Source organism: Duganella zoogloeoides (genome assembly GCF_034479515.1).
GTDB classification, from domain to species: Bacteria; Pseudomonadota; Gammaproteobacteria; order Burkholderiales; family Burkholderiaceae_D; genus Rugamonas; species Rugamonas zoogloeoides.
In genome coordinates this window covers 3,330,964-3,342,142 of the sequence record NZ_CP140152.1, presented here as the reverse complement: position 1 = coordinate 3,342,142, position 11,179 = coordinate 3,330,964, and the positions used below count along the sequence as shown (strand labels likewise).

The window sequence follows — 11,179 nt, the reverse complement described above, 5'->3', positions numbered from 1 at the left end:
ATCGAGGGTTTTGCAGAACCCGCCCCAGATCGCTAACATGTCCAACGATATCGAAAACGTAATACCCGAGAATAACAGCGAGATTAACGACGACGGCGCCCCGTCTGCCAGCGCCGCCAGCGCCAAGACGCCGGCGCTGATCGCGCGCGAAGTGCTGCGCCGCCGCACCTTCGGCATCATCTCCCACCCGGACGCGGGTAAGACCACGCTGACCGAAAAGCTGCTGCTCTTCTCGGGTGCGATCCAGATGGCCGGTACCGTGAAAGCCCGTAAATCGGGCCGCCACGCCACGTCCGACTGGATGGAAATCGAGAAGCAGCGCGGCATTTCGGTCGCCTCGTCGGTGATGCAGTTCGAGTTCCGCGACCACGTGGTCAACCTGCTCGACACCCCCGGCCACCAGGACTTCTCGGAAGATACCTACCGCGTGCTGACCGCCGTGGACTCGGCGCTGATGGTGATCGATGCCGCCAAGGGCGTGGAAGCGCAGACCATCAAGCTGCTCGACGTCTGCCGCATGCGCAATACGCCGATCGTCACGTTCATGAACAAGATGGACCGCGAAACCCGCGATCCGCTGGAACTGCTCGACGAGCTGGAATCGGTATTGAAAATCCAGTGCGCGCCGGTGACCTGGCCGATCGGCATGGGCAAGAACTTCCGCGGCGTGTACCACCTGCTCAACGACACCATCATGCTGTTCAAGGCTGGTGAAGAAAAAGCCGATGGCGCGTTCGAACTGATCGAAGGCATCGACAATCCGCGCCTGCAGGAGATGTTCCCGCTCGAGATGGATCAGCTGCGCATGGAAGTGGAACTGGTGAAGGGCGCATCGCACCCGTTCGACCTCGAAGAATTCCTGGCCGGCGTGCAGACGCCCGTGTTCTTCGGCTCCGCCATCAACAACTTCGGCGTGCGCGAGATTCTGTCGGCGCTGGTGGACTGGGCTCCGGCCCCGCGCGAACGCAACGCCACCGTGCGCGAGGTCGATCCGAAAGAGCAGCCGTTTACCGGCTTCGTGTTCAAGATCCAGGCCAATATGGACCCGGCTCACCGCGACCGCATCGCCTTCCTGCGCGTGTGCTCGGGACGTTTCGAGCGCGGCATGAAGGTCAAGCATTTGCGCCTGGGCCGCGAGATCAAGGTATCGTCGGTGGTGACCTTCATGGCATCGTCGCGCGAGCAGGTGGAAGAGGCCTACGCCGGCGACATCATCGGCCTGCCCAACCACGGCAATATGCAGATCGGCGACAGTTTTTCCGAAGGCGAGATGCTGACCTTTACCGGCATTCCGTACTTCGCGCCGGACTTCTTCCGCTCGGTGCGCATCCGCAATCCGCTGAAGATCAAGCAGCTGCACAAGGGCTTGCAGCAACTGGGCGAAGAGGGCGCGGTACAGGTCTTCAAGCCGGTGCAGGGCGGCGAGCTGGTACTGGGCGCGGTCGGCGTGCTGCAGTTCGAGGTGGTGGCAAGCCGCCTGCTCAACGAATATGGCGTCGATGCCGTGTTCGAAGGCACGAGCATCAGCAGCGCGCGCTGGGTGTCGAGCGACGACAAGAAGGCACTGGCCGACTTCGAAGACGCGCTGGGCCACAACGTCGCCTACGACGCCGCCGGCAACCTGGCCTACCTGGCCACCTCGGGCGTCAACCTGCGCCTGACGCAGGAACGCTGGCCGAAGCTGCAGTTCCATGCCACGCGCGAGCATTCGGCCAAGCTGGTGTAAGCACTTGGCCCGCCTGCGCGGGAATGACGGCGCTCCGGAGAGCGGTAAAATTAACAGTACCACTGGCAGGTATTTCGTCATTCCCGCGCAGGCGGGAATCCAATTTCGTCAATGCGCCGACAACGCCCGCAGCAGCGCCGGCACCTCGGTGCTGATTTCGCGGGCCAGGTAGCCGAGCGGGCCGTGGCGCAGCGATAGCTGTTCGCCGGCCATCGCGTGCAAGGCCACGCCCCAGGCAGCCGCTTGCTCCAGCGTGGCGCCGCGTGCAGCCAGGCCGGCGATCAATCCTGCCAGTACATCCCCCGATCCTGATATCGCCAGCCCGGTATTGCCGCCCGTGTGCGACCACGTGCCGCCATCGGGTGCGGTGATGATGGTCGTCGAGCCCTTGAGAGCTACCACCGCGTTCAGCCGCTGCGCCGCTGCGCGCGCTGCCGCCTGCGGATCGGCGGCGATGTGCTGTTTGTCTTCGCCGGTCAGTCCGGCCAGCTCCCCCGCGTGAGGCGTGAGCAGCACCGGCGTGTCGAAGCGCATGCAGTCGTCACCGCCTGCTACGCACATGGCGCCCGCGTCCAGGATCACCGGAGCCTTGCCGCAGCAGGGCAGCAGCGCTGCCACCAGCGCGGCGCAGGCCTGCTTGTCCTGCATGCCGGGACCGATCAGGATGGCGCTGGCGCGTTCGCACGCTTGCTGCAGCGCTGGCATCACTGAGGCTGCATCGGCTGCATCGGCTGAGTCGGTCGGCGTTCGTGCACGCAGTCCGCCCTCCGGTGTTTCCTCCAGCCCGATCACCCGCGCTTCCGGCAACGCCACGCCCAGCGCCGCCGTCACGCTGGCAGCGGTGGCGATGGTCAGCTTGCCGGCGCCCGCGCGCAGGGCGGCGGTGGCGGCCAGCAGCAGGGCGCCCGGCATTTCGCGCGAACCGGCCACGATCAGCACGTGGCCGCGCACTTCCTTGTCGGCGTGCGCGCCCGGCATGGGCAGCGGCCAGTCGCGCAGCATGCCGGCCGTGATGTCGTGCACAGCTTCGGCAGCCGTGCCGCCGCCAGCGTGTTCGGCCGGGGCGTTCATGACTTGGGCGCAGCCGGCATGTCCGGCTGGTCGGTGACGGGCGTGCCGGTGTCTTCGAGCGGCGCGACGAAATTGGCCTGTACCAGTACCAGCTTGCCGTGCCTGCCCAGGGAGGGATCGTAGCGATATTCGGTAATGCCGCAGTTGGGCACATCGGCCTCGCGGTCGATCGCCAGGATGGTTTCTTCATCCATGCGTTCGAGCAGGTAGCGGAAGCAGTTGACGATCACCTGGTGGCCCACGATCAGCACCCGTTCGCCGCGGTACTCGCGGATGATGGTGTCGAGCGCGCTGCGCAGGCGCAGGATGACGTCGCACCAGCTCTCGCCGCCGGGCGGACGAAAATAGAATTTGCCCACGTGCTGGCGCTGCTCGGCCAGTTCCGGATACTTGTCATGGATGCCCAGGGGAGTGAGGCGGTCGAGGATGCCGAATTCCTTTTCGCGCAAGCGCTCGTCCACCACCGACGCCACCAGGTTGTCGCGGCCCACCTTGTCGATGACCGCAGCGGCGGTGGCGCGGGCGCGCACGTAGGGCGAGTACAGCACCACGGTGGGCTGGCCGTCCGGGCCCAGTGCCCGGAACCAGTGGCTCATGGCCTCGGCCTGGCGCTTGCCCAGCTCGGACAGCGGCACGTCCATGTCGCGGTCGGCGATGTCGATCAGGTGCAACTGCGCCGCTTCGGCGGCATCGCGCGCGACGTTGCCGGCGCTCTGGCCATGGCGCACCAGCCAGATTTTCTGTGGCCACTTCTGCACTGGCGTGTCGGTAAAAAGGTCGGCGACGTCGTCATCCGGCTGGTCTGTGAGTATGCCCATCAATGGTCTCCGTCGAGGTCGAGTTCTATCCATACCGGTGCGTGGTCGCTGGGCTTTTCGCGGCCGCGGACGTCGCGGTCCACTTCGGCCTTTTTCAGGTGCGGCGCCAGGCCCGGGCTCAGCAGCAAATGGTCGATACGGATGCCGGCATCGCGCCCGTACGCGTTGCGGAAGTAATCCCAGAACGTGTAGATTTTTTCGCCCGGGTGCATGGTGCGCAGGGCGTCGGTCCAGCCTTGCGCCACCAGGCGGTGGAAGGCGTCGCGCGTTTCGGGGCGGAACAGGGCGTCATCAAGCCAGCGCTCCGGCTTGTACACGTCGAGGTCGGTGGGCATGACATTGAAATCGCCGGCGATCACGGTGGGCGTACCCGCTTCCATCAGGCCGGCCGCGTGCGCGATCAGGCGCTCGAACCATTTGAGCTTGTAATCGAACTTGGGGCCGGGCGCCGGGTTGCCGTTGGGCAGGTACAGGCCGCAAATCAGCACGCCGTTGACCACGGCCTCGATATAGCGGCTCTGTTCATCTTCGGAATCGCCGGGCAGGCCGCGTCCGACTTCGATCGGTTTGACGCCGCGCGCCAGAATGGCCACGCCGTTCCAGCTTTTCTGGCCGTGCCAGATGGCCTCGTAGCCGATTTCCTGGAGGGCCGCTTCTGGAAATTTTTCCTGCGGCGCTTTCAGCTCTTGCAGGCAGACCACGTCGGGCTGGGTTTCTTGCAGCCATTGCAGCAGGGCCGGCAGGCGGGCGCCGATGCCGTTGATATTGAAGGTGGCGATGCGCATGGAGTTCCTTATGTGGATGATGACTCTTCCCGCAGCACGGTGATCTGGCCGTTCGCTTCGAGGAAGACATATTTCATTTTATCAAGCGGGCAGTCCGCTTCGCGCAGCGCCTGTTCGAAGTCGCCTTTGGCAACGTGCTGGCGCTTCATGGCATCCTTGAACACTTGGCCATCGCGGCCCAGCAGCACGGCTTCGCCATCGACCAGTTTGGCGAATTTTTCGCTGCGCGACGTGGCGATGGCAATCGACGCGTTAAGCACCATCAGCGTGCCGGCCGAAATGAGCGCGCCGGCGACCGAATCTTCGCCGGCCGACAGCCCGTTCGATACCGCTTCGGAGAGCAGCATCACGACCAGCAGGTCGAACGGCGTGAACTGGCCCACCGTACGCTTGCCGGTAAAGCGCATCATGACCAGCAGGGCGATATAGATGAGGCCGGCGCGCAGCACCAGTTCCCACCAGGGCAAGTCCAGCTCGAACATGGGGATCTCCTCGCAATGTCATGCATTATAAGCATCGTTTTCTCAGGTGAAGGTGGGTTCGCTAACAGTGCGCGGCCCGACCAGTCGCTATGGTTGGGGCATGGACGACTGGATCAATTTGCTGCAATGGCCCGCGATGGCCGTCACCCTGCTGGCCGCCTGGCTGGTCGGTTCCGCGCATCACGGGCGCCGCAAGCTCGGCTTCTGGTGCTTTCTGGCGAGTAATGCGCTGTGGGTGGCGTGGGGCGTGCATGACCAGGCCTGGGCATTGATCATTCTCCAGCTGTGCCTGGTAGTCACCAATGTGCGCGGCGCTTTCAAGAATACCGACGATTCCCCTGAAAAATAAAAACAGGTTGACTAGACCTTAATTGGTGTTTACTGTATTACCCAATTAATACACCAATACAAGGCCTGATGACTGCTCATACCGCCACGCTGTTTTCAATCGCGACCGGCTCGTCCGAGCCGATCTACCGGCAGCTGATCGAGCAGGTGCGCCGCCTGGTTGCGGCCGGCATGCTGGCGCCCGGTGATGCGCTGCCGTCGGTGCGCGAGGTGGCGCTGGCGCTGGCCGTCAACCCGATGACCGTCTCCAAGGCTTACAGCATGCTGGAAGCTGAAGGGCTGCTGTCGCGCGCCCGTGGCATCGGCATGCTGGTGGCCGAGCGCCGGTCTGCCGCGCCGAGCGAAGCCGAGCGAATGGCATTGATACACCCGACCATGGAACGCCTGGCCGCCGAGGCGCGCCAGCTCGAACTCGATCCGGCCACCGTACTGGCCATGCTGGAAAAACTTCTCAAGGAACAATCATGACCAAGGCGCATCCTGCCACTCCCTTCGTGATGAGCGCACTGATCCTGGCCCTGGCCTGGACTTTGGGTCATGTAGGCTTGCCATATGCCACGGCCATGTGGCCGCTGGCGCAATTGCTGCTGGCGAGCTATTGCGGCCTTGTCGCTCTTTTATGCATCGGTTACCACGCCAGCTGTGTTCGGGAAAACAGTCCCGCCAACGCCATGCTGGTGCCGGGCTTTCGGCGGCGCCTGATGGGCAGGGCTGCCTTGGCTTGGGGACTGTCCACGCTGTCCATTGCGGCAGGCGTGGCGATTGTACTGGGAGTCCATCGTATGGCTGGCGCAGCCATCCTTGCCGGTGCGGTGCCGGGGGCGTGGCTGATCGCCCGGCGCGTGCAACCGAAGGTATCACTGGTGCTGCTGGTGGTGGCGATCCTGACCGCAAAATGGACCAGCCTCGATCACCACCTGGTCGTACTCGGCGCCATACTCGGCCAACCGTCGTGGTTTGCGGTCGGTCTGTTGCTTGACCTGGCGCTGCTGGCGGCAGGCTTGTGGCTCGCGTTGCCTCGTGCTGGTGATCGGCACATAGCCTGGCATCAGCGGCTGCGCGCAGTTGTACCTATGTGGCAAGGTAATTTTGCAGCATCCGAGATGGGCTCTCGCACCTCGCTCCCCGGGCTGGGATATGCCCGCGTGCTGGCGCGCGACAGCCGCCGGAGCGCCGGACGCCGGAGCGCCGGCCCGGGCAAGATGATGATGCATGCCCTGAGCATGTCCTACCCGATGTTGCCCATGGTAATGGGGGCGGTACAGGCGATCATGGCGATCGCAATGCTGCCGGCGGTGGCCGGTACCGTCGAAGCCCTCAGCCGCTTCGGTACCCTGCAAGGTAGCCAGATGTTCCAGGCGCTAGTCGTGACGGCAGCGCCGATGTATGCCGTGGGCGTATGGGGCACGCTGTCCAGCTTGCGCGGCGAACAGGCGTTGTATCGCCTGGCGCCAGCCGCCCCTGCGGCGGGGCAGTTCAACCGGGTGCTGGCCGCTGAATTGCTGAGCCGTTATATGCAAGTCTGGCTGGTGTCGGTGCTGTGCCTGGGGCTGGTGGCGTGGGGGGCAGGCGACCTGGCGCGCACTGCCGGGATGCTGGTATTGCAGGCGTTGCTGGCACTGCCATTTGCTGGCCTCTTGCTGCGCGACTATGCGGCCATGCCTGCCGCTAAAAACAATCTGGCGCCATTGCTGACGATAGGCTTCGTGACAGGCTTCTACATCTTTTCATTTGCTTACATCCGCGCGCTGCCGACGCTGGACTGGGGGACGCCTGCCCTGGTTCTGACAGCAGCGATCGCACTGGTGTTGCGACAGCAATGGCAAGCGATGGTGCGCGCGGCGCCTGCTTTTCCGGCGTGCCGCCAGTCCTGCGTCATCGCCACCTTACCTCACTGACACCAACGATACCCTCGATACCAACACAAGGAATAATAATGAAGACACCCATCGTCCATGTCGCCGGTCTGCACAAGGCATTCGGCAAGCAGCCGGTACTGCAAGGCGTCAACTGGACCATCGAACCGGGCACCATTGTCGGCTTGCTTGGCCGCAATGGCGCCGGTAAATCGACCCTGCTCGAGTGCCTGCTGGGTTTGCGCGAGGCCGATCGCGGCGCTTGCACACTGCTGGGCGAACCGGTCACAGCACTCAGCGACACCGTCCGCGCCAACATCGGCTACGTGCCGCAAAAGTCCGAGCTGTTCGAGTGGATGACGCCGATCCAGATGCTCGACTATTTCAAGGCCTTGTACCCGCGCTGGAACGCGCAAAAGGTCACCTCACTGCTGGCGCGCTGGGGGTTCGATGCCCAGGCCTGCGGGAAACCGATCAGCAAATTGTCGGGCGGCGAAAAGCAGCGCCTGTCGATCATCCGCGCGCTGGCCCACGATCCGGCGTTGCTGGTGCTCGACGAACCGGTGGCCAGCCTCGACCCCGTGGGCCGGCGCGACTTCCTGCACGAGCTGGTGAACGACGTGATCGAGCACGATACCACGGTGATCTTTTCCACCCACATCCTGTCCGACCTGGAACGGGTGGCGCTCGATGTCGCCTTCCTGCAGAACGGCCAGATCGCCTTGCAGGGCGCGCTTGACGAGCTGCTGGAAAGCGCGTCGCGCATCTCGGGCGACGCCGGCGCCATCGACGCGCTGCGCCTGCAACGCGAAGTGCGCCGCCACGGGCACGCCGATGGCAGCGTCACCGTACTGGCGCGCCTGAGCGCCGAGGAGGACGCACAACTGCGCGCCCGCACCGGCCTCAAGGTCGATACCCTGAGCCTGGAAGACCTGTTTGTCGAGGTGACCCGGTGACATCTGATCTGAGCCGTCCTGACAAAGATCGGCGTGCACTGCGTGGCCTGCTGCCGGACTGGCGCTGGACACCGCTTCCGTACCGGATGTTGCAGCCGTGGGTATTGATGCTGGTGTTGTTGGTCACCGGCTTGCTGTACGCGATGGGGGTGCTGTTGCGCCAGCCGGCCATGCTGATTGCCTTGTTCATCGCCGCTTGGTGCGTGCTATGGTTCGTCAGCGCCGGTCAGCAGAACGCGTCGGCCACTGCGGTACTGGCGCCGGGCTTGCGGCGGCGGTTGCTGCGCCACTGTTTCATGGCGGGCGTACTGGGCGCGTTGCTGATCGCCGTGGTGCTCGCAGCGGGGTTCGGCGGCCGGCATTTTACCGCGCTGCTGCTGGGCGCCGGTGCGCTGATGTGCGGGTTGCTGTTGCTCAGTGCGCGGTCCGCGCTGGTCCTGCTTGCGCCGCTGATGGTCGTCGGCTGGTTGATCCTGCGCCGCCTGGTCGATGGTGGCCGCGAGATTTCCGCCACGGTGGAGCTGGCATGGACCGGTGCCGCGGTGCTGCTGGAACTGGCCGCGCTGGCGTGGGCGATGCGTCTGGCGCTGCCGCGTCCAGGCGATCGCCACATGGCAGGCCGCCGGCAAGCGAGCGCCGTGGCGGCCGGGGCGCAGGGGCCGTGGTTCGCTACCGGTGTCGGCCGCCTGGCCCGCGCCGCCAGGGCGCTGCACGCCGTGGTGCTGCGCCGCGATATTGCCAGCGGCGACCAGGCGGCGTTGATGCTGCACGCCATGGGGGCAGGGCGGCACGCGGGTACCGCCATGCTGCTGGCGCTGGTGCCGACGGTGCTGATGCTGGGCACGATGGCGACCGGCTTGGTAGATCACGACCTGATGGCGGAGATCGCGACGGCGCCGTTCATGATCCAGTGCCTGTTCATGGCGCCGGCCCTGTACGCGGCGTACGTGATCGCTGCATTGGGTGCGACCGGCGTGGAGCAGGAACTGTACCGGCTGGCGCCACGCGCACCGGAGCGAAGCCGGTTGAACCGGGTGTGGGCGAGCATCGTTCTGCGCCGCTTCCTGCTGGTATGGACGGTGTCGGCGGCGTGCCTGGTGGCGCTGGCCGTAGTTTCCGAGCACGGTTGGCCTGCCAACGGCATGCGCGCCATGCAGGCGGCTTTATGGTTGCTGAGCGGCTTGCCCCTGCTGTGCAACCATGCGGCTGCGCCGAAGTCCAGGGGCGGCAGCTCATCGATCATCATCGTGGCGCCGATGTCGATGGTGCTGCTGTATTACGTGGTGCCATGGCTCGACGCCAGGCTCAGGGACTTCAACTGGTGGTGGCCGTCACTGGCGCTGGTCATCGTGCTGGCCGCAGCGACGCGCTGGCAGTGGATGCGGCTGATGGCCGCACCGCCGCTGTACCCGGCGGCGCGGATCGCGCCCTGATTACTTGCCGCGCTCAAGCCACCACGCATCGAGAATCGACCCCAGCCAGCACACCACGATCACCAGCGAGGCCACGTTGGTGCTGGTGTCGTCGCCACCGGCGGCGCTGATGCGCTCCATGATCAATGGAATATCGAGGGGCAGGGCGCCGCTCTGGATTTCCGCCACCAGCTGGTCGGCCAGGGCCAGCGTGGTACGCAGCAGCACGCCGATCGCCAGCAGGGTCGGTACGATGAACAGGCAGGCGCGCATGGCGCGCTTGAGCACGAAGTGGCCCAGTCCGGGGAACAGCAGTGCCGAGATCAATACTGCCTTGGTTTTTGCTTTCATGCGTCATCGATTCCGTTGTAAATTTGCCGTGAGGATTTATTATTGATTCAACGCAAACTTGCGCGGAAGCAGCAGCTTACAGTAGGTAATCTTACCTGCCGGAGACCGCCATGCGTGTCCTGTTTGCCGACCGAGCGCGCCGATGCTGAACAAGCTGCGCATCGGCCCCAAGCTGTTGCTCGCGCCCGGCATCGTGCTGGTGCTGCTGCTGATCCTGGCGACCGGCGCCTATCTTGGCATGGCGCGGCAAAACCAGTCGCTCGACACCATCATGCAGGAACGCGCCGTACGCCTGAAGGCAGTCGGCGACCTGGTGGCCGGCACCAGCCGCGCCCATACCGAAGCTTACCAGTTGCTCGCCTGGCTCAACGCCGGCTTCACGTTCAATCGTACCGATGGCCTGGTGCGCGCAACCCACGCTCGCCACGCCGCGCTCGAGCGCCAGTTCGCCCGGCTCGAACGCATCACCCAGACCGATCCGGCCGAGCGCCGCTTCGTGGTGGAGGCGCAAGCCGCCTACGGGCAGTACGTGAAGGCGGTGGCCGACGCGCTCGACATTGCCATCGACGACCATGCGATTGCCGCCAATGCCATGTCCAAAGCTGGGCGCGCGTTCGACGTGGTGGCGCAGCGGCTCGAGCAGTTGTCGCTGCTCGAACAGGCGCTGGGAGAGCGCGATTACCGTGCTGCCGAAGCGGACTTTATGACGCTGTCGCTCTGGATGCCGGCGCTGGTGGCGGCGGCGGTGGGCCTGGCGCTGCTGGTGACGAGCGCCGTGCGCAACGCGCTGCTCACGGAGGTGCGCGCTATCGGCGTCGCTGCCGTGGACCTGGCTGAAGGCAACCTGGCAGTGAAGAACCGCGAATACGGCGGCGACGAAATCGCCGCGACCGCGCGCGCGCTCGACACCAGCGTACGCAATCTCAATACCACGCTCAAGACCATCCTGGCCTCCGCACAAGCGCTGGACGCTGCCGCGCGCCAGGTGGCGCGCAGCACTGCCGAAGTGCGCGCCCGCGCCGAGCGCCAGGCCGCCTCGTTGCAACAAGCCAGTGGCATGGTGCGGGCACTGGGCGCGGACGACAGCACGAACGGTTACGGCGACGCCTGCGCTGCGATCGTCGAAGTCGATCGCGTCACCCAGCAAAGCGTGGCGCGGGTACGCCAGGCCGCGCTCGATGCCGGCAACCTGCAACACCAGGCAGGGCTGCTGTCGGCGGCGGTGGCGCGTTTCAAACTGGAGGCCGACGGTGAATCCGGCTGCTTTGCCGCCGATGGCGTGGCAGCACCTTTGGCTGGCGGGCCGGGAGTGGTACGCCTGCGCCTGGCCTCGGTGCGCAGCTGAGCAGTGCGCCGGCCATCGCGGAAAACAGG

The 11,179-nt window shown here is 65.2% G+C and carries 12 protein-coding genes; 7 read left to right on the top strand and 5 right to left on the bottom strand.

The annotated features are described in order from the left end of the window. The first annotated feature begins 37 nt into the window (after positions 1-37). A complete protein-coding gene (locus SR858_RS14710; RefSeq protein ID WP_019919758.1) occupies positions 38-1,726 on the top strand; it encodes a peptide chain release factor 3 in 1,689 nt (562 codons plus the stop codon). Between the two features lie 108 nt (positions 1,727-1,834). On the opposite strand, the gene SR858_RS14705 is transcribed toward SR858_RS14710, so the two are convergent. Genes SR858_RS14705 through SR858_RS14690 form a run of 4 tightly spaced genes read right to left on the bottom strand, consistent with a single transcriptional unit; the run spans position 1,835 to position 4,882 of the window. Beyond that, positions 1,835-2,797, bottom strand: coding sequence for an NAD(P)H-hydrate dehydratase (locus SR858_RS14705; RefSeq protein ID WP_019919757.1), 963 nt, complete (start codon positions 2,795-2,797; stop codon positions 1,835-1,837). Continuing rightward, positions 2,794-3,615, bottom strand: a complete 822-nt coding sequence (locus SR858_RS14700) for a histidine phosphatase family protein (RefSeq protein WP_019919756.1) — start codon at positions 3,613-3,615, stop codon at positions 2,794-2,796. The genes SR858_RS14705 and SR858_RS14700 overlap by 4 nt, the downstream gene beginning before the upstream one ends. Next, positions 3,615-4,400, bottom strand: a complete 786-nt coding sequence (xth, locus tag SR858_RS14695) for an exodeoxyribonuclease III (protein WP_019919755.1) — start codon at positions 4,398-4,400, stop codon at positions 3,615-3,617. Before xth ends, SR858_RS14700 begins: the two co-directional genes overlap by 1 nt. A gap of 8 nt (positions 4,401-4,408) precedes the next feature. Next, positions 4,409-4,882, bottom strand: a complete 474-nt coding sequence (locus SR858_RS14690) for a DUF421 domain-containing protein (RefSeq protein ID WP_019919754.1) — start codon at positions 4,880-4,882, stop codon at positions 4,409-4,411. Positions 4,883-4,982: 100 nt separating this feature from the next. On the opposite strand from SR858_RS14690, the gene SR858_RS14685 reads away from it, so the two are divergent. The 5 genes from SR858_RS14685 (at position 4,983) to SR858_RS14665 (ending at position 9,475) form a co-directional block, all read left to right on the top strand. Beyond that, on the top strand, positions 4,983-5,231 hold the full coding sequence (locus tag SR858_RS14685) for a hypothetical protein (protein WP_019919753.1): 249 nt from the start codon (positions 4,983-4,985) through the stop codon (positions 5,229-5,231). Between the two features lie 68 nt (positions 5,232-5,299). Next, the gene (locus SR858_RS14680) at positions 5,300-5,698 is read left to right on the top strand and encodes a GntR family transcriptional regulator (protein WP_019919752.1); all 399 of its coding nucleotides are present in this window, start codon (positions 5,300-5,302) and stop codon (positions 5,696-5,698) included. Further along, positions 5,695-7,128: a hypothetical protein gene (locus tag SR858_RS14675; protein WP_019919751.1), complete on the top strand. Its 1,434-nt coding sequence runs from the start codon at positions 5,695-5,697 to the stop codon at positions 7,126-7,128. Before SR858_RS14680 ends, SR858_RS14675 begins: the two co-directional genes overlap by 4 nt. Before the next feature lie 38 nt (positions 7,129-7,166). Further along, the gene (locus SR858_RS14670) at positions 7,167-8,042 is read left to right on the top strand and encodes an ABC transporter ATP-binding protein (RefSeq protein ID WP_019919750.1); all 876 of its coding nucleotides are present in this window, start codon (positions 7,167-7,169) and stop codon (positions 8,040-8,042) included. Further along, positions 8,039-9,475: a hypothetical protein gene (locus SR858_RS14665; RefSeq protein ID WP_154819694.1), complete on the top strand. Its 1,437-nt coding sequence runs from the start codon at positions 8,039-8,041 to the stop codon at positions 9,473-9,475. The genes SR858_RS14670 and SR858_RS14665 overlap by 4 nt, the downstream gene beginning before the upstream one ends. Here SR858_RS14665 and SR858_RS14660 read toward each other — a convergent pair whose 3' ends face one another. Further along, positions 9,476-9,805 carry a DUF6677 family protein gene (locus tag SR858_RS14660; RefSeq protein ID WP_019919748.1) on the bottom strand — a complete coding sequence of 110 codons (330 nt, stop codon included), beginning with the start codon at positions 9,803-9,805 and terminating at the stop codon, positions 9,476-9,478. Between the two features lie 142 nt (positions 9,806-9,947). Between SR858_RS14660 and SR858_RS14655 the strand changes: the two genes are divergently transcribed. Further along, positions 9,948-11,150, top strand: coding sequence for an MCP four helix bundle domain-containing protein (locus SR858_RS14655; protein ID WP_019919747.1), 1,203 nt, complete (start codon positions 9,948-9,950; stop codon positions 11,148-11,150). Positions 11,151-11,179: the final 29 nt, after the last annotated feature.

Bases quoted from the DNA above. Each gene is read 5' to 3' on its own strand.
- SR858_RS14710 (WP_019919758.1), top strand. From the start codon at position 38: ATGTCCAACGATATCGAAAACGTAATACCCGAGAATAACAGCGAGATT.
- SR858_RS14705 (WP_019919757.1), bottom strand. From the start codon at position 2,797: ATGAACGCCCCGGCCGAACACGCTGGCGGCGGCACGGCTGCCGAAGCT.
- SR858_RS14700 (WP_019919756.1), bottom strand. From the start codon at position 3,615: ATGGGCATACTCACAGACCAGCCGGATGACGACGTCGCCGACCTTTTT.
- xth (WP_019919755.1), bottom strand. From the start codon at position 4,400: ATGCGCATCGCCACCTTCAATATCAACGGCATCGGCGCCCGCCTGCCG.
- SR858_RS14690 (WP_019919754.1), bottom strand. From the start codon at position 4,882: ATGTTCGAGCTGGACTTGCCCTGGTGGGAACTGGTGCTGCGCGCCGGC.
- SR858_RS14685 (WP_019919753.1), top strand. From the start codon at position 4,983: ATGGACGACTGGATCAATTTGCTGCAATGGCCCGCGATGGCCGTCACC.
- SR858_RS14680 (WP_019919752.1), top strand. From the start codon at position 5,300: ATGACTGCTCATACCGCCACGCTGTTTTCAATCGCGACCGGCTCGTCC.
- SR858_RS14675 (WP_019919751.1), top strand. From the start codon at position 5,695: ATGACCAAGGCGCATCCTGCCACTCCCTTCGTGATGAGCGCACTGATC.
- SR858_RS14670 (WP_019919750.1), top strand. From the start codon at position 7,167: ATGAAGACACCCATCGTCCATGTCGCCGGTCTGCACAAGGCATTCGGC.
- SR858_RS14660 (WP_019919748.1), bottom strand. From the start codon at position 9,805: ATGAAAGCAAAAACCAAGGCAGTATTGATCTCGGCACTGCTGTTCCCC.
- SR858_RS14655 (WP_019919747.1), top strand. From the start codon at position 9,948: ATGCTGAACAAGCTGCGCATCGGCCCCAAGCTGTTGCTCGCGCCCGGC.